General features: G+C 68.2%; 16 protein-coding genes. 8 read left to right on the top strand and 8 right to left on the bottom strand.

Annotated features, from left to right (window positions below; translation table 11 throughout):
- Positions 1 to 86: 86 nt before the first annotated feature.
- Genes M1105_RS02790 through M1105_RS02770 form a run of 5 tightly spaced genes read right to left on the bottom strand, consistent with a single transcriptional unit; the run spans position 87 to position 5,605 of the window.
- On the bottom strand, positions 87 to 1,064 hold the full coding sequence (locus M1105_RS02790; protein ID WP_249578818.1) for an ABC transporter ATP-binding protein: 978 nt from the start codon (positions 1,062 to 1,064) through the stop codon (positions 87 to 89).
- Entirely contained in the window at positions 1,061 to 2,059 is a 999-nt protein-coding gene (locus M1105_RS02785; protein WP_249578817.1) for an ABC transporter ATP-binding protein, read from the bottom strand. Before M1105_RS02785 ends, M1105_RS02790 begins: the two co-directional genes overlap by 4 nt.
- Positions 2,060 to 2,974, bottom strand: a complete 915-nt coding sequence (locus tag M1105_RS02780) for an ABC transporter permease (RefSeq protein ID WP_249578816.1) — start codon at positions 2,972 to 2,974, stop codon at positions 2,060 to 2,062.
- 9 nt (positions 2,975 to 2,983) lie between these two features.
- Positions 2,984 to 3,967 carry an ABC transporter permease gene (locus M1105_RS02775; RefSeq protein ID WP_249578815.1) on the bottom strand — a complete coding sequence of 328 codons (984 nt, stop codon included), beginning with the start codon at positions 3,965 to 3,967 and terminating at the stop codon, positions 2,984 to 2,986.
- A 54-nt stretch (positions 3,968 to 4,021) separates the two neighbouring features.
- Positions 4,022 to 5,605: an ABC transporter substrate-binding protein gene (locus M1105_RS02770; protein WP_249578814.1), complete on the bottom strand. Its 1,584-nt coding sequence runs from the start codon at positions 5,603 to 5,605 to the stop codon at positions 4,022 to 4,024.
- Between the two features lie 287 nt (positions 5,606 to 5,892).
- On the opposite strand from M1105_RS02770, the gene M1105_RS02765 reads away from it, so the two are divergent.
- Positions 5,893 to 6,600: a fumarylacetoacetate hydrolase family protein gene (locus M1105_RS02765; RefSeq protein WP_249578813.1), complete on the top strand. Its 708-nt coding sequence runs from the start codon at positions 5,893 to 5,895 to the stop codon at positions 6,598 to 6,600.
- A 24-nt stretch (positions 6,601 to 6,624) separates the two neighbouring features.
- Here M1105_RS02765 and M1105_RS02760 read toward each other — a convergent pair whose 3' ends face one another.
- Positions 6,625 to 7,407, bottom strand: a complete 783-nt coding sequence (locus tag M1105_RS02760; RefSeq protein ID WP_249578812.1) for a DeoR/GlpR family DNA-binding transcription regulator — start codon at positions 7,405 to 7,407, stop codon at positions 6,625 to 6,627.
- 253 nt (positions 7,408 to 7,660) lie between these two features.
- Here M1105_RS02760 and glpD point away from each other — a divergent pair, with 253 nt between their 5' ends.
- From glpD to M1105_RS02725, 7 genes are all read left to right on the top strand, one after another.
- On the top strand, positions 7,661 to 9,220 hold the full coding sequence (gene glpD, locus M1105_RS02755) for a glycerol-3-phosphate dehydrogenase (RefSeq protein WP_406600577.1): 1,560 nt from the start codon (positions 7,661 to 7,663) through the stop codon (positions 9,218 to 9,220).
- Positions 9,221 to 9,297: 77 nt separating this feature from the next.
- Positions 9,298 to 10,386: an ABC transporter ATP-binding protein gene (locus M1105_RS02750; protein ID WP_249578810.1), complete on the top strand. Its 1,089-nt coding sequence runs from the start codon at positions 9,298 to 9,300 to the stop codon at positions 10,384 to 10,386.
- A 10-nt stretch (positions 10,387 to 10,396) separates the two neighbouring features.
- A complete protein-coding gene (locus M1105_RS02745) occupies positions 10,397 to 11,482 on the top strand; it encodes an ABC transporter ATP-binding protein (RefSeq protein WP_249578809.1) in 1,086 nt (361 codons plus the stop codon).
- Positions 11,482 to 12,360 (top strand): carbohydrate ABC transporter permease, encoded by an 879-nt coding sequence (locus M1105_RS02740; protein ID WP_249578808.1) that lies wholly within the window; start codon positions 11,482 to 11,484, stop codon positions 12,358 to 12,360. Before M1105_RS02745 ends, M1105_RS02740 begins: the two co-directional genes overlap by 1 nt.
- The gene (locus tag M1105_RS02735) at positions 12,357 to 13,205 is read left to right on the top strand and encodes a carbohydrate ABC transporter permease (RefSeq protein ID WP_249578807.1); all 849 of its coding nucleotides are present in this window, start codon (positions 12,357 to 12,359) and stop codon (positions 13,203 to 13,205) included. The genes M1105_RS02740 and M1105_RS02735 overlap by 4 nt, the downstream gene beginning before the upstream one ends.
- Positions 13,206 to 13,348: 143 nt before the next feature.
- On the top strand, positions 13,349 to 13,612 hold the full coding sequence (locus tag M1105_RS02730) for a DUF2160 domain-containing protein (RefSeq protein ID WP_249579043.1): 264 nt from the start codon (positions 13,349 to 13,351) through the stop codon (positions 13,610 to 13,612).
- 86 nt (positions 13,613 to 13,698) lie between these two features.
- Positions 13,699 to 15,414 (top strand): ABC transporter substrate-binding protein, encoded by a 1,716-nt coding sequence (locus M1105_RS02725; protein WP_249578806.1) that lies wholly within the window; start codon positions 13,699 to 13,701, stop codon positions 15,412 to 15,414.
- A 237-nt stretch (positions 15,415 to 15,651) separates the two neighbouring features.
- On the opposite strand, the gene M1105_RS02720 is transcribed toward M1105_RS02725, so the two are convergent.
- A complete protein-coding gene (locus M1105_RS02720; RefSeq protein ID WP_249578805.1) occupies positions 15,652 to 16,566 on the bottom strand; it encodes an ABC transporter permease in 915 nt (304 codons plus the stop codon).
- Positions 16,559 to 17,572 carry an ABC transporter permease gene (locus tag M1105_RS02715; RefSeq protein WP_249578804.1) on the bottom strand — a complete coding sequence of 338 codons (1,014 nt, stop codon included), beginning with the start codon at positions 17,570 to 17,572 and terminating at the stop codon, positions 16,559 to 16,561. Before M1105_RS02715 ends, M1105_RS02720 begins: the two co-directional genes overlap by 8 nt.
- Positions 17,573 to 17,609: the final 37 nt, after the last annotated feature.

The following is a 17,609-nucleotide window of genomic DNA, read 5'->3' as shown; positions in this document are numbered from 1 at the left end:
GTGTCACGGCCCCGTCGCGGCATCGGGGGCAGCTCTTGCGGGACGGAGCGAGGCGCGCCGGCGGATCAGAGGGTCAGCCCAAAGGCTCAGATGCGGCCTTCCTCGACGCCGTGGCAGGCAACGCGGCTGCCGTCGAAGTCGAGCATCTCGGGGCGCTCGCGCTTGCAGCGGTCGTTCGCGAAGGGGCAGCGCGGGTGGTAGGCGCAGCCCGGTGGCGGGTTGATCGGGTCGGGGATCTCGCCCTTCGGCGGCTCGACCTCGCGGCCGAAGGCGTCGATGCGGGGGGCGGCATCCAGCAGCATCCGGGTGTAGGGGTGGAGCGGCGCCGAGAACAGCCGGTCGCGCCGCGCCTCCTCGACCAGCCGGCCCAGGTAGAGCACGCCGATCCGGTCGGCCATGTAGCGCACCACCGAGAGGTCGTGGCTGATGAACAGGTAGGTGAGGCCCAGCCGCTCCTGCAGGTCCTTCATCAGGTTCAGCACCTGCGCCTGAACGCTCACGTCGAGCGCCGAGGTGGGCTCGTCGCAGACGATGAAGCGTGGCTCCGACGCCAGCGCCCGGGCCACGCAAATGCGCTGGCGCTGGCCGCCCGAGAATTCGTGCGGGAACTTGTAGGCATCGCGGGCCGAGAGGCCCACCTGTTCCAGCAGCCGCCCGGCAAGACCGTTCGCCTTCTCGCCGCGGGCGCGCACCGGCTCCTCGATGATATCGCGCACGCGCCAGCGCGGGTTGAGCGAGGCGTAGGGGTCCTGGAAGATCATCTGGATATGGGCGCGCGTCTCGGTGCGGCGGGCGGGGTCGCGCTCGCGGTGCAGGTCGACGCCGCCGATCTCGACCGCGCCCTCGGTCGGCGCGAGCAGGCCGACCGCGATCTTGCCGATGGTGGACTTGCCGGAACCCGACTCGCCCACCAGCGCGTAGACGCCGCGCTCGGGGATCTCGAGGCTCACATCGGCCACCGCCGTGAGGATCTGGCGCGGCTGGCGCTCCAGCACGCGGTTGAGCCAGGGCTTCGAGACGTCGAAGCGGCGCACGAGGTGGGCGATGCGGACCAGCGCCGTCATGCGTGGGCTCCCTGCGCAACGATGCCCGCCTCGCGGGCCACCACCCAGCAGGAGGCGCGACCGCCGCAGCCGGCGACGGTGGGCGGCGCGCCGGTCTTGCACTGCGCCTCGGCCAGTGGGCAGCGCGGGTGGAAGGCGCAGCCGGGCGGGATCGCGTCGAGCCGGGGCATTGCGCCGGGGATCTGGTTGAGCCGCGCCCCCGGCGCTGTCGCCATCGGGGTCGCGGCCATCAGTCCCCGGGTGTAGGGGTGCTGCGGCCGGGCGATGACCTCGGCCACGGGGCCGATCTCGGCCAGCCGGCCAGCATACATCACGGCCACGCGGTCGGCGGCTTCGGCGATCACGCCCATGTCGTGGGTGATGAGCATCACCGCGGTGCCGCGCTCGCGGCAGAGGCGCTTGAGAAGCGCGATGATCTGCGCCTGCACGCTGACGTCGAGCGCGGTGGTGGGCTCGTCGGCGATCACGAGGTCTGGCTCGGCCGCCAGCGCCAGCGCGATCACCACGCGCTGGCGCATGCCGCCCGAGAACTCGTGCGGATAGCTGCCGATCCGGCGCGCGGCGGCGGGGATGCCGACCTCCTCGAGCGCGGCCACCGCGCGGGCGCGGGCCTGCGCCTCGGTCACGCCCAGATGCGTCAGGATCGTCTCGGTGAGTTGATCGCCGATCCGCAGGAGCGGATTGAGCGAGGTCAGCGGGTCCTGGAACACCATGCCGATGCGCTTGCCGCGGATGCGCCGCATCCGCTCGGGCGGCAGGTGGTCGATGCGCTCGCCACCCAGCACGACCTCGCCCCCCGCGATGTGGCCGGGGGGGTCGATCAGGCCGATCACGGCGGTGCCGGTCATCGACTTGCCCGCGCCGGACTCGCCCACCACGCCCAGCACCTCGCCGCGGGCGATGTCGAAGCTCACGCGGTCGACCGGGCGCAGCACGCCGCGGCGGGTGGGGATCTCGACGACGAGATCGCGGACCGAGAGGATGGGGTGGGTCATTCAGCGCAGCCTAGGGTTCAGCGCCTCGCGCAACCAGTCGCCCAGCAGGTTGACCGAGAGCGCGAGCACCAGAAGCGTCATGGCGGGGAAGAACAGGATCCACCACTCGCCCGAGAACAGATACCCCTGCCCGATGCGGATCAGCGTGCCGAGCGAGGGCTGCGTCGGCGGCGCGCCCACGCCGAGGAAGCTGAGCGTGGCCTCGGCGATGATGGCGAGCGCCAGCCCGATGGTTGCGATCACCAGCACCGGCGACATGACGTTGGGGAGCACGTGGCGGAACATGATGGCGCCCGGGCTGCGGCCGATCAGGCGGGCGGCCTGAACGTATTCCTTGCCGCGCTCGACCAGCGTGGCGCCGCGCACGACGCGGGCGAACTGCACCCAGTCGCTGAGCCCGATCGAGACGATCAGCACCCAGATCGCCATCTGGTCGCGCATGTCGGGCGGCGTCAGCCCCTTGGCGATGCCGAAGATCAGCATGGCCACGAGGATCGAGGGGAAGGTGAGCTGCACGTCGGCCACGCGCATGATCACCGTGTCGAACCAGCCGCCGACATAGCCTGCCACCAGCCCTGCGACGACGCCGAGGATCAGTGCGAGCAACACGGCCGCGAAGCCCACGAACAGCGAGATCCGCATCCCGTAGAGGATGGCCGAGAACACGTCGCGCCCCTGGTCGTCCGTGCCGAGCCAGAAGGTTTCGCCGGTGAAGGCGTTGGGCTCCATCGGCGGCGTGAAGCCGTTCATCAGGTTCAGCGTCGCCGGGTCGAAGGGGCTGTAGGGCGCGATCAGCGGCGCGAAGATGGCGCCCGCGAACAGCACGACGACGAAGAACGCGGCCACGATCGTGACCGGGCTGTGCCGGAACGAATGCCCCAGATCGCTGTCGAGTGCGCGGCGGATGGCGTTCATGCCCGCCCCTCACTTCGCCGCCGCCGCGCGGTCGGCGCGCAGCCGCGGGTCGATCGCGACATAGAGAAGATCGACGATCAGGTTGATGCCGACGAACATGACCGAGATGAGCATGAGATACGCCGCCATGACGGGAATATCGACGAACTGGACGGCGTTGATGAACAGAAGGCCCACCCCCGGCCACTGGAACACGGTCTCGGTGATGATGGCAAAGGCGATGATCGAGCCGAGTTGCAGGCCCGTGACCGTGATGACCGGCACCAGCGTGTTCTTGAGCGCATGCCCGAAGTTGACCGCGCGCTCCGACAGGCCGCGGGCCCGGGCGAAGCGGATATAGTCCTGGCGCAGCACCTCGAGCATCTCGGAGCGCACGAGGCGCATGATCAGCGTCATCTGGTAGAGCCCGAGCGTGATGGACGGCAGGATCAGGGCCTTGAGGCCGCTTTCCGTCAGGAACCCGGTGGTCCACCAGCCGATCCTGACCGTCTCGCCCCGCCCGAAGCTGGGCAGCCAGCCAAGCTCGACGGCAAAGATCCAGATCAGCAGGATACCTATGAGAAAGGTGGGCAGCGATACGCCGATCAGCGAGGCGGTCATGATGAAGTTCGCAAGCCAACCGCGTTTGCGGATCGCCGTGTAGATGCCCAGCACGATGCCACCCGCCAGCGCGAACAGGCCCGAGACGAAGGCCAGCTCGAGCGTCGCCGGCGCGCGCTCGATCAGAAGGTCGGTGACCGGGCGACCCTGGCGATAGCTCATGCCGAAATTGCCGTCGGCGGCATTCTGCAGGAAGCGCCAGTACTGGACCGGGAAGGGCTGGTCGAGGCCGAGCTGGGCGCGCAGCCGGTCGATGTCGGCCTGCGTGCGCTCCTGCCCCAGCATGTTCTCGACCGGGTCTCCGACGAAGCGGAACAGCGAGAAGGCCACGAGCCCCACGACAAGGAGCACGATCACCGACTGGAATACGCGGCGGATGACGAAGGCGAGCATCGGACCTCCCCGAATGGTGCCCGGGGGCGGCGCGCGCCCCCGGACGTTTCGGGATCACTTCTTGAAGGTGAGATACTTGAAGTGCGGCTGGTCCTCGGGCTGGACGGGGAAGTCGATCGCGGACTTCATGCCCCAGTTCAGCACCTGGTGATGGATCGGCAGGTAGATCGTCTCGGCCTGCACGACCTGCCAGATCTCGGCGATCGTGGCGTCGCGCTTGGCGAGGTCGGTCTCGGACGCAAGCGACTCGATCTTGGCATCGAGCTCGGGGTTCGAGTAGCGGGTGCCGTTCCACGAGCCGTACTTCTCGCCCTTTGTGTGGACGAGGAAGTTGAAGATGTATTCCGAGTCGAAGGTCGGCACGCCCCAACCCAGCATGTAGAAGTCGGTCTCGTAGCCGCCGATCAGCGGGAAGTGCTGCGCCTTGGGCTTGGCGTCGAGCGCCACCTTGATGCCGATCTGGCCCATCATGCCGACGGCCGCCTGGCAGATCGCCTCGTCGTTGATGTAGCGGTCGTTCGGGCAGTTGAGCGTGACCGAGAAGCCGTCGCCATATCCGGCCTCGGCCATCAGGGCCTTGGCCTTGGCGACATCGGTCGCGGGCACGGCGTCGAGCTCGGGTGTCCAGCCGTTCACGAAGGGCGGCATGATCACACCCGCCGGCTGCGACTGGCCGCGCATCACCACCTGGCGGATGGCGTCGCGGTTGATCGCCATGTTCATCGCCTCGCGCACGCGCGGGTCCGCGAAGGGGTTCTTGCCCTCGATGTTGTCGGTCTTGAGGTCGGCATCGCCCACGTTCATGCCGAAGAAGATCACGCGGTTCTGCGGCGCGGTGCGCACCACCAGCCCGTCGGCGGCCTCGACGCGACCGAGGTCCTGGACGGGCACGTCCTGGATGAAATCGACCTCGCCCGAGAGCAGCGCCGCCACGCGGGTCGCGGCGTTCTGGATGGGCGTGAAGACGATCTCGGTCACGTCCTGCGAGAACTGGTCCTTGCCCCAGTGGTTCGGGTTCCGCTTGAGCACGGTCTTCGAATCGGGCGCGCGCTCGACCAGCATGAAGGCGCCGGTGCCGTTGGCGTTGCGCACGGCGAAGGTTTCCTCGCCGCCCTCGAAGTCCTGCGGCTTCTCGACCCCGTTCGCCTTGGCCCAGCCCTCGTCGAGGATGAACAGGTTCGTGAGGTTCGAGGGCAGGATCGGGTTCGGCCCGTTGGTGACGATCTGCACCGTGAGGTCATCGACCGCGACGACGTCGGAGACGGACGCCAGCAGCTCCTTCATGTCGCTGTCTGGCAGCATCGCGCGCTTGAGCGAGAAAACCACGTCCGAGGCGGTGAAGTCCGCGCCGTCGTGGAACTTTACGCCGGGGCGCAGCTTGAACTCCCACTTGTTGGGATCGTCCGTCGGCGCCCATTCGGTCGCGAGCGAGGGCACGATCTTGCCCGCCATGTCGCGGTGCAGCAGGGTCTCGTAGACCTGGTGCGACATGGTGTGGGTGGGGCCTTCGTTCTGCGCGTGGGGATCGAGCGTGAGGCTGTCCCCGGCGGCAGCCCAGCGCAGGGTCTCGGCGCTGGCGGGCGCGGCGAGGGCGAGGGCCGCGGTCCCGAGCATCATGGCTGTCACGAGCCGTTTCATGTCGTTCTCCCTGTCATTTCGGGCGGTCGCTGCGTTCGGGGCGCTCCGCCATCGGTGCGTATAGCTGACCAGCCTTGTCGGATGTGTCAAATGGAACCGGCGCCATGACGCAGGGGAAGCGGGCGCGGATGGCCGGGAAACCCCGCTCGCCCTGCCGCATTCGTGGGCGATGCCATGCCCGGTCGCGTCGTGCGGGGATAGGCGGCGGCGCCGCGCCGTGGAACACTGCGGCGCGCCGGGTGACCGAGTCGCCGCGGGCGCCCGGTGCAGTCGAGGAGATGAGCCGCATGACCGAGGACGAGGCCCCGGGCGCCGAGCCCTACGTGTTCGCGCCGCCGCCGGCGGTGACGGTGCCTGTGCGTGGCGGCGGCCTCTTCCCGATCCACCGGGTCTATTGCGTCGGCCGCAACTATGCCGAGCACTCGATCGAGATGGGTCACGACCCGGACCGCGAGCCGCCCTTCTTCTTCCAGAAGAACCCCGACAACCTGCTCTATGGCACTGACTTCCCGTATCCGCCGATGAGCGCCGACGTGCAGTTCGAGGTCGAACTCGTGGTGGCGCTGGGGCAGGGCGGCGCGGACATTCCCGCCGAGCGCGCGCTCGATCATGTCTGGGGCTACGCGGTCGGGCTCGACATGACGCGGCGCGACCTGCAGGGCGAGGCGAAGAGGATGGGCCGCCCCTGGGAGGTGGGGAAGGCCTTCGAGCATTCCGCGCCGATCGGCCCGATCGAGCCGGTGTTCGAGATCGGCCACCCCGAGCGCGGGATCATCTCGCTCGATGTCAACGGCGCGCGGCGGCAGGAGGGCGACATCGCGCAGATGATCTGGAAGGTGCCCGAGATGATCGCCTGTCTCTCGCGCCTGTTCGTGCTGGCGCCCGGCGACCTGATCTTTTCCGGGACGCCAGCCGGGGTTGGCCCGGTGCAGCGCGGCGACCGGATGCATGCCTCGATCGAGGGGGTAGGGGAGCTCGACCTCGCCGTCGTCTGAACGGGCCGGGCGGCCTGCGCGCCGCTATACCGCGGCCTCGAGCAGGGCCGGCGCGATCTCGATGCGCACGCCCGTCTCGGCGCAGCGCGCGGCAAAGGCCGGGGGCGGCGGCCGGTCGGTGAAGAACGCCGTGACCGCCGAGATCTCGGCGATCCGGACAGGGGCGGAGCGCGCGAACTTCGAGCCGTCGGCGACCAGGAAGACCTCGCGCGCGTTCTCGATGATCGCGCGGCTCACCCGCACCTCGCGGTAGTCGAAATCGAGCAGCCATCCCTCCTCGTCGAGCGCCGAGGCGCCGATGATGGCGAAGTCCACCTTGAACTGGCGGACGAAGTCCGTCGTCGCCTCGCCGATCAGGCCGCCGTCCGAGCGGCGCAGCACCCCGCCGGCGACGATCACCTCGGCCTGCGCGTTCGCGGCCATGATGTTCGCGACGTTGAGGTTGTTGGTGATCGCCATCAGGTCGCGGTGGCCGGCGAGGGCGCGCGCTACCGCCTCGGTCGTCGTGCCGATGTTGATGAACAGCGAGGCGTTCTCGGGGATCGCGGCGGCGCAGAGGCGACCGATCGCCTCCTTCTGCGCGCTGGCGAGGGCGCGCCGCGCGTCGTAGCCGAGATTGGCCACGCCCGAGCCAAGTACCGCGCCGCCATGCACTCGCTGGAGTGCGCCGGCGTCGCACAACTCGGTCAGGTCGCGGCGAATCGTCTGCGGGCTGACGGCGAAGCGCTCGGCCAGTTCCTCGACCACGACACGGCCATGCAGTCGCGCAAGCTCGACGATCTCGTGCTGCCGGAAGGAAAGGGTCATGCGCGGGCCATCTTCATTTTCGGATGGCGGAAAGATTTGCACGATGCGCGGGCGCGATCAAGACTGCGATCGCGCGGGTGAAAGCAAGAGCTTGCAGGTGAAAATCAAATGATATCATCTCTGTAGACGGAATCTACCGGGATTCGCAATGTTCGACTTCGCGCGAAAGCGAAGATTTTTGCGCAAAAACGAAAATATCGTTGACTTGCTCCGCGCAGTGTCGATCATCCTTGCGTGCCGTCCCGGACTGCCGATGCGGAGCCCAGCCGTGCCCGATGCGACCCTGCCCGAGCCCGACATCCACGACCTCGCGATCATCGGGGGCGGTGTGAACGGCACCGGGATCGCGCGCGACGCGGCGGGCCGGGGGCTTGGTGTCATCCTCTGCGAGCAGGACGATCTGGCGGGGGCGACTTCGTCGGCCTCGACCAAGCTGTTCCACGGGGGTCTGCGGTATCTGGAGTATTACGAGTTCCGGTTGGTGCGCGAGGCGCTGATCGAGCGCGAGACCCTGCTGGTCGCCATGCCGCATATCTCGTGGCCGCTGCGTTTCGTGCTGCCGCACCACAGGGGCCTGCGTCCCGCCTGGCTGCTGCGGCTGGGCCTGTTCATCTACGACCACCTGGGCGGCCGGAAGATCCTGCCGCCGACGCGGACGCTGGATCTGCGCACGGACCCCGCGGGCGCGCCGCTGAAGCCCGGCTTCGCCAGGGGCTTCGAGTATTCCGACTGCTGGGTCGAGGATTCGCGCCTCGTGGTGCTGAACGCCCGCGACGCCGCGGCGCGGGGCGCGACGATCCTTACGCGCACGCGCTGTGTCGCGGCGACGCGCGAGGGCGATCTGTGGCGCGTGGCGCTCGAGGACCGCAGCACCGGCGCCACGCGCGAGATCCGGGCGCGGGCGCTGGTCAACGCCGGCGGCCCGTGGGTCGACGAGGTGATCCGCAACCGCGTGCGCGAGAACGTCTCGGACCGCATCCGGCTGGTGCGGGGCAGCCACATCGTGACGCGGCGCCTGTTCGACCACGACCGGGCCTACATCTTCCAGAACGCCGATGGCCGGATCGTCTTCGCCATCCCCTACGAGACCGATTTCACCCTGATCGGCACCACCGATCGCGACCATCAGGGCGGCCCGGGCGAGGCGCGCTGCACCGACGAGGAGCGCGAGTACCTCTGCGCCGCGGCGTCGGAGTATTTCGCGCGCCCGGTGACCGCGGACGACGTGGTCTGGACCTATTCCGGGGTGCGCCCGCTTTACGACGACGGTGCGACCTCGGCGACGGCGGCGACGCGCGACTATGTGCTGAAGGTCGAGGGGCGCGAGGGCGAGGCGCCGCTGCTCAACATCTTCGGCGGCAAGATCACCACCTACCGGCGGCTCGCCGAGGCGGCGCTGGCCCGGCTCGCCCCGTTCTTCCCCGCGATGGGCAAGGACTGGACCGCGCGGGTGCCGATGCCCGGCGGGGATTTCGCGGTGGACGCGCGCGATGCGCTGGTGGCCTCGCTCTGTGCGACCTACCGATTCCTCAACCGGGCCTGGGCGCTGCGCCTGGTGCGCGCCTATGGCACCGAGGCGCGGGCGGTGCTGGGCGAGGCGGCCGAGGCGCGTGACCTCGGGCGGGCGTTCGGCCACGATCTGACCGAGGCGGAAGTCCGCTGGATGATGACGCATGAATGGGCACGCACCGCCGACGACGTGCTCTGGCGGCGGAGCAAGCTGGGGCTGCGGCTGACGCCAGACGAGGCGGCGGCGCTCGATGCCTGGATGGTCGAGCATCGCGGGCTCTGCGGCACGGCGACGGCGGCCTAGCCGCCCGACGCCGCCGGGCGACCGGCGGGACGGAACGGCGCCGGGCAACGGCGCGGCATGGGGAGGAGACGGAAGGGATGAGCCTGACGCTCGAAGGCGTCTCGAAGGTCGTGGGGGGCGAGACCCATATCCACCCCGTCACGCTCACGCTGAGCCGGGGCACGATGAACGTGCTTCTGGGGCCGACGTTGAGCGGCAAGACCTCGCTGATGCGGCTGATGGCGGGGCTCGACCAGCCCGCTACCGGCCGCGTGCTGTGGGAGGGGCGCGACGTCACCGGCCAGCGGGTGCAGGACCGCGGCGTCGCGATGGTTTATCAGCAGTTCATCAACTACCCCTCGATGACGGTCTACGAGAACATCGCCTCGCCGCTCAGGATCGCGGGCCTGCCGCGCGCCGAGGTCGAGGCGCGGGTGGCCAAGGCCGCCGCGCTGATGAAGCTCACGCCGATGCTGGGGCGCAAGCCGCTCGAGCTGTCGGGCGGGCAGCAGCAGCGTTGCGCGCTGGCGCGCGCGCTGGTCAAGAACGCGGGGCTGGTGCTGCTGGACGAGCCGCTGGCAAATCTCGACTACAAGCTGCGCGAGGAGTTGCGCGCCGAGATCCCGGCGATCTTCGAGGAGTCGGGCGCGATCTTCGTCTATGCCACCACCGAGCCGCACGAGGCGCTGCTGCTGGGCGGCAACACCGCCTGCCTGTGGGAGGGGCGGGTGACGCAGTTCGGCCCCACGGCGGAGGTCTATCGGCGGCCCGCCGACGCGATCACCGCGCGCGTCTTTTCCGACCCGCCGATGAATTTCCTGCGGATCGAGAAGCGCGGTCCCCGGCTCGGCTTTGGCGAGGGGCAGGGGGTCGAGGCCAGGGGCGCGCTCGCGGGCCTGCCCGACGGGCGGTATCTGGCCGGCTTCCGGCCCAACCATCTCGGCATCGAGCCGGGCGGCGGGCATCTGATGGAGTTCGGCGCCCGCATCGCGATCACGGAGATCACGGGCTCCGAGAGCTATGTCCATCTCGACCATGCCGGGCAGCGCTGGGTCGCGCTGGTGCATGGCGTGCGCGAGCTGCCCGTTGGGTCCGAGCAGGCGGTCTATCTCGACCCCGCCCATGTCTATGTGTTCGGCGAGGACGACCGGCTGGTGGCCGCGGCGTCCTACGCGCAAGCGGCCTGAGGGGGGCGCCATGGCACGGATCACGCTGTCGGGTCTCGCCCACTCCTATCTGCCACGTCCGAAGGTGCCGCAGGACTATGCGCTGAAGCGCATCGATCACGAATGGGAGGACGGCGCCGCCTATGCGCTGCTGGGCCCCTCGGGCTGCGGCAAGACCACGCTCCTGAACATCATCTCGGGCCTCCTGCGCCCGTCCGAGGGGCGCATCTTGTTCGGGGCCACGGACGTCACCGACATGGCCACGGCCGAGCGCAACATCGCGCAGGTGTTCCAGTTCCCGGTCGTCTACGACACCATGACGGTCTACGAGAACCTCGCCTTCCCGCTGCGCAACCGCGGCCTGAAGGGGCCCGCGGCCGATGCGCGGGTGCGCGAGATTGCCCGCATGATCGGCATGGAGGACCGGCTGGACCAGAAGGCGCGGGGCCTGACGGCGGACGCCAAGCAGAAGATCAGCCTCGGCCGCGGCATGGTGCGCGAGGACGTGAACGCCATCCTGTTCGACGAGCCGCTGACCGTGATCGACCCGCACATGAAGTGGGAATTGCGCACCCAGCTCAAGGCGCTGCACCGCCAGTTCGGTCACACGATGATCTATGTCACCCACGACCAGACCGAGGCACTGACCTTCGCCGACAAGGTGGTGGTGATGACCGAGGGCGAGGTCGTGCAGATCGGCACGCCGGCCGAGCTGTTCGAGCGCCCGGCGCACACCTTCGTCGGCTACTTCATCGGCTCGCCCGGCATGAACCTCTTGCCCGCGACGGTCGAAGGCAGCCGCGCGCGCCTCGAGGGCGGCGAGGTCGCACTTACCCGCGCCTATCCAGCGCTGTCGGGCCAGGTCGAGATCGGTGTGCGGCCCGAATTCGTGCGGCTGGGGTCCGAGGGCCTGCCGGTCGAGATCCGCCGCGTCGAGGACGTGGGGCGCCACAAGATCGTGCGGGCGGCGCTGGCGGGGCGCGCGCTCGACATCGTCGCGCCCGAGGGCGCCGCCATCCCCGCCGAGCCGCGCGTCCGCTTCGAGCCCGGCGCGGTCAACGTCTATGCCGACGGCTGGCTGGTCGAGGGCACGCCGCGCGAGAGGGAGGCCGCCTGATGAGCGAGAAGCCCGTCAATCACCGCGCCTGGTTCATGGTGCTGCCGGTGGTGGCGCTGGTGGCCTTCTCGGCCGTGCTGCCGCTGATGACGGTGGTCAACTACTCGGTGCAGGACACCTTCGGGAACAACCAGTTCTTCTGGGCCGGCACCGACTGGTTCGAGCAGATCCTGAGCGACCCGCGCATCCACAATGCATTCCTGCGGCAGATCCTGTTCTCGGGCATCGTGTTGATCATCCAGGTGCCGCTGGGCGTCTATATCGCGCTGCACATGCCCAAGAAGGGCGTCTGGGCGTCGGTCTGCCTGATCCTGATGGCCCTGCCGCTGCTGATCCCGTGGAACGTTGTGGGCACGATCTGGCAGATCTTCGGGCGGGTCGACATCGGGCTTCTGGGCAAGACGCTGGCGTCGCTCGGGATCGACTACAACTACACGCAGAACCCGATCGACGCCTGGGTCACGATCATCGTGATGGATGTCTGGCACTGGACCTCGCTGGTGGCGCTTTTGGCCTATGCGGGGCTGCGCTCGATCCCGGACGCCTATTACCAGGCCGCGAAGATCGATCAGGCGAGCCGCTGGGCGGTGTTCCGCTACATCGAGCTGCCCAAGATGAAGGGCGTGCTGCTGATCGCGATCCTGCTGCGCTTCATGGACAGCTTCATGATCTACACCGAGCCCTTCGTCGTGACCGGCGGCGGTCCCGGCAACTCAACCACGCTTCTGTCGATCGACCTCGTCAAGATGGCGATCGGTCAGTTCGACCTCGGGCCGGCGGCGGCGTTCTCGATCGTCTACTTCCTGATCATCCTGCTGTTGAGCTGGGTCTTCTACACGGTGATGACCGCCGAGGACGCGAAGGAGGCCAAGCAATGACCGAGGCCGTGGCCGCCCGCCCCTCGGTGGCGCTTCCGGGGCTGCGCGTCAGCCGCAGCGCGGTGGTGTGCGCGCTCTACATCCTGTTCCTGATGCTGCCGATCTACTGGCTGGTGAACATGAGCTTCAAGACGAACGAGGAGATCCTGTCCTCGTTCACGCTCTGGCCGGCCGAGCCCACGCTCAGGAACTACGCGGTGATCTTCACCGACCCCAGCTGGTACATGGGCTATGTCAATTCCATCATCTACGTGGTGATGAACACGGTGATCTCGATCACCGTGGCGCTTCCGGCTGCATATGCCTTCTCGCGCTACCGCTTCCTCGGCGACAAGCACCTGTTCTTCTGGCTGCTGACGAACCGGATGGCGCCGCCGGCGGTGTTCGCGCTGCCCTTCTTCCAGCTCTACTCGGCGATCGGCCTCTTCGACACCCACATCGCCATCGCGCTCGCGCATTGCCTGTTCAACGTGCCGCTGGCGGTGTGGATCCTCGAGGGCTTCATGCGCGGCGTGCCGCGCGAGATCGACGAGACGGCGTTCATCGACGGCTATTCCTGGCCGCGCTTCTTCGTGAAGATCTTCATGCCGCTGATCGCGTCGGGCATCGGGGTCGCGGCGTTCTTCTGCTTCATGTTCAGTTGGGTCGAACTTCTCCTGAGCCGCACGCTCGCCTCGGTCGACGCGAAGTCGATCGCGGCGACGATGACGCGCACGGTCTCGGCCTCGGGGCTCGACTGGGGCGTGCTGGCGGCGGCGGGGGTGCTGACGATCATCCCGGGCGCCCTGGTCATCTATTTCGTGCGCAACTACATCGCCAAGGGCTTCGCCCTGGGGAGGGTGTGATGAACCGGATCGCGCGCAACCCCGAGATTTCGGCCGCCCTGGTGGCGCTGGGACTTGCGCTCGGGGCGGCCTATGGCACGGGGCTGCTTGGTGCCGTGTTCGGCGGGGTCGATCTCACGCTGCCGATCGCGCCGGGGCACTGGATGGCGTGGACCCGGGCGGGAGCCACGTTCTTCGGCGTCATCGCCTGCCTCCTGGTCGCGATGACGTTATGGCAGGCATTCCGTCCGCAAGTGCCGCGGACCGGCATCCTCGGCATCGAGACGACACCGGGGGACCGCCTCTTCATCTCGCTTCTGGGCAGCGCCTTCATCAACCTCGGCTGGCTGGGCCTGATGGGGCCGCCGCTGTGGTTCGCGCTCGCCCTTTCGCTCGTCTACGCCGCGGCGGTGTTCCGCTGGGTGTGACGCCACTGCCGGGGGGCGGGATATTCGGCACGCCCCCCGTTTCGTCCACGTCAACGGGTAAGTCCGGCAAGGGAGGACATCACGACATGAGACTGAACATCCTGGGAACGGTTGCGGCCGTCGCCCTCTTCGCGGGGGGGCACGCTCTCGCGCAGGAGGCGGGGGCGATCGACCGCCTGCTTGCGGAGTTCCAGCCCGCGGCGATCTCGGAGGCCGACCAGCGCGCCGAGCTCGAATGGTTCATCAAGGCCGCCGAGCCGTTCCGCGGCATGGAGATCAAGGTGGTCTCGGAGACCATCACGACCCATGAATACGAGTCGAAGGTGCTCGCCCCCGCTTTCACCGCGCTCACCGGCATCAAGGTCACGCATGACCTGATCGGCGAGGGCGACGTGGTCGAGAAGCTGCAGACGCAGATGCAGTCGGGGCAGAACATCTACGACGCCTACATCAACGACTCGGACCTGATCGGCACCCACTGGCGCTACCAGCAGGTGCGCAACCTCACGGACTGGATGGCGAACGAGGGCAAGGACGTCACCCTGCCGACGCTCGACATCGAGGACTTCATCGGCACGAGCTTCACGACGGGGCCCGACGGCAAGCTCTACCAGCTTCCCGACCAGCAGTTCGCGAACCTCTACTGGTTCCGCTACGACTGGTTCAACGACGAGAAGAACAAGGCCGACTTCAAGGCCAAGTACGGCTATGACCTTGGCGTCCCCGACAACTGGTCGGCCTATGAGGACATCGCCGAGTTCTTCACCGGCCGGGATCTCAGCCACATGGGCGTCTCGGGTCCGGTCTATGGCCACATGGATTACGGTAAGAAGGACCCCTCGCTCGGCTGGCGCTTCACCGATGCTTGGATGTCGATGGCCGGCATGGGCGACAAGGGCGAGCCGAACGGCCTGCCGGTCGACGAGTGGGGCATCCGGGTGGACGAGAACTCGCGGCCCACGGGCTCGTGCGTCGCGCGCGGCGGTGCCACCAACTCGCCGGCGGCGGTCTACGCGGTCCAGAAGTATGTCGACTGGCTGAAGCAGTACGCGCCGCCCTCGGCGGCCGGCATGGTGTTCGGCGAGGCCGGCCCGGTCCCTGCGCAGGGCCAGATCGCCCAGCAGATGTTCTGGTACACAGCCTTCACCGCCGACATGGTCAAGGACGGCCTGCCGGTGGTGAACGAGGACGGCACGCCCAAGTGGCGCATGGCCCCCTCGCCGCACGGCGCTTACTGGGAAGAGGGCATGAAGGTCGGCTATCAGGACGCGGGTTCGTGGACCCTGATGAAGTCGACGCCCGAGGACCGCGCCAAGGCCGCGTGGCTCTACGCGCAGTTCACGGTGTCGAAGACCGTGGACCTGAAGAAGGCACACACCGGGCTCACCTTCATCCGCGAGTCGACCATCAACCACGAGAGCTTCAGCGAGCGCGCGCCGAAGCTGGGCGGCCTCGTCGAGTTCTACCGCTCGCCCGCCCGCGTGCGCTGGTCGCCGACGGGTACGAACGTGCCGGACTACCCCAAGCTCGCGCAGCTCTGGTGGCAGAACATCGGCGACGCGTCCTCGGGCGCCAAGTCGGCGCAGGAGGCGCTCGATGCCCTTTGTGCCGCGCAGGAGCAGGTGCTTTCGCGGCTCGAGCGGGCCGGCGTGCAGGGCGATATCGGGCCCAAGCTGAACCCCGAGGAGGACCCGAGCGTCTGGCTGGAACGCCCCGGCGCGCCGAAGCCCAAGCTCGCGGACGAGAAGCCGCAGGCGGTGACGGTGAACTACGACGAGCTGATCAAGAGCTGGCAGAAGTGAGATTGCCGGCGCCGGCCTTCGGGCCGGTGCCGCCACGCACGTGACCGGCAGCGGCCGCCCCTCGGGGCGGCCGTTTTCGTAGCGGCCGCAATTGGGGCCCTCGTGCGTGAGAATGATGTCAAGCACATGTAATTGTTATATTCTTTACCTGTGTTGGAAGCGGCGCCACGAGGCCCCGGGTCGAGCCCGGGGCAGCGGGTCGAAGGATGGCGGCGTGGACGGGGGCGGCGGCCCCTGTCACCGCCCGCGAATGCGCGGGTCAAGGGCGTCGCGCAGCCCGTCGCCGATGAAGTTGACGCTGAGAACGGTGAGCGAGATCGCCAGCCCCGGCCAGATCACCCGCTCGGGCGTGAGCGTCATGAAGTCCTTGCCGTCGAACAGCAGCCGCCCCCAGGTCGGGAAGTCGGGCGGAAAGCCGAGACCGAGGAACGACAGCGCGCTTTCCGTGATGATCGCGTTCGCGATGCCGATGGTGGCCGAGACCATGATCGGCGAGAGCACGTTGGGCAGCAGGTGCCGGGTGATAATGCGATGGCCGCGGGTGCCGATGCTCTTCGCGGCGAGCACGAATTCGCGCTCCTTCAGCGCCAGCACCTCGCCGCGCACGATGCGGGCGGTCTGCATCCAGGACGTGATGCCGATCACGAACACGATCAGCAGGAAGATCCCCGCCTCGGGCCCGAAGAGAGTCCGCAAGGTGTCGCGAAACAGCAGCAGGATCACCAGCAGCAGCGGCAGGATCGGCAGCGCGAGAAAGAGGTCGGTCAGCCGCATCAGCGGCCCGTCGAGCCGCCGGATATAACCCGCAAGAACGCCCACCAGCGCGCCGATCACGATCGAGACGCCCATCGCCGCGAAGCCCACGGCGAGCGACACACGCCCCCCGGCCATGACCTGCGCGAGCATGTCGCGCCCCACATTGTCGGTGCCGAAGGGGTGGTCCCAGCTGATCCCGGCATTTCTCGCCCGCATGTTCAGGTATTGCGGGTCGACCGTGTGGATGTAGGGCCCGACTGTCACGCCGAGCACGATGAACAGGAACACCGCGCTGCCGACCATGGCGCCGCGGTGGGCGCGGAACTGGCGCCACACGTCGCCCCAGAGCGAGCGGTGCGCCGTCATGCCCTGGGCTGCGAGGCTTGCGTCAGTCATAGCGGATCCTCGGGTCGAGCATGCCGTAGATGAGGTCGGCGATCAGGTTGAAGACGACGATCAGGATCGCGAAGATGAAGGTCAGCGTCTGCACCAGCGGGATGTCGGCGCCCTCGATGCCGATGATCAGAAGCTGGCCGATGCCGTTCACCCGGAAGATCTGCTCGGTGATGATGGCGCCGCCGAAGATCGTGGGCACCCCGAGCGCGATCACGGTGACGACGGGAATGAGACTGTTGCGCAGGACGTGGACCAGCACCACAACGCGCTCGCGCAGCCCCTTGGCGCGGGCGGTGCGGACATAGTCCTGGTTGAGGTTGTCGAGCATGGATGCGCGCATGAAGCGGCTGATCTGGCTGGCATTGGCCAGCGCCAGCACCATGGTCGGCATGAGCATCTGCTTGACCTGGAAGACGAAGCTGTCCCAGTCGCGCACCACATGGGTGGTGTCGTAGATCGACGGCAGCCAGCCGAGCCAGACCGAGAAGATGACGATCAGCAGGAGCCCTGTGAAGAAGGTCGGGATCGAGAAGCCCAGCATCGAGATGAAGGTGCCGATCTGGTCGAACAGCGAATACTGCCGGTAGGCCGAGATCACGCCGATCGGCACGGCGATCAGCACGGCGATCACATAGGACATGCCGACAACCCAGAGTGTCTGGGGCAGGCGCTCGACGATCAGGTCGGTCACCGGCGAGCGGGTGGCCCAGGACAGCACGCGCAGCCGGTTCTCGCTGTCGCCGATCGTCCAGCCGGTCCATTGCTCGAGCACGTTGAGCGGCTCGTTGATCATGAACTGCTCGAGCCACTTGAAATAGCGCACCACGAAGGGCTCGCCGAGGCCGAGCGAGAGGCGGATCTTCTCGCGCACCTCGGGCGGGATCGTCAGCGGCAGGTTCGCCGTCGGATCGCTGGGTGCGAGGTCGAGAAGCGCGAAGATGATGAAGCTGATCGCAAGCAGCGTCGGAATCGCGATCAGGAGACGGCGCAGCGCATAACGTGCCATCGGCGGTTCCCGGGATGAGAGTGGCGGCCCCCGCGGG

Origin of the sequence: Thermohalobaculum sediminis, assembly GCF_023487995.1 — a bacterium.
In the GTDB taxonomy this organism is placed as follows: domain Bacteria; phylum Pseudomonadota; class Alphaproteobacteria; order Rhodobacterales; family Rhodobacteraceae; genus Thermohalobaculum; species Thermohalobaculum sediminis.
Note: the sequence above shows the minus strand (reverse complement) of the source record. Positions and strands in the feature narration are given on the sequence as shown.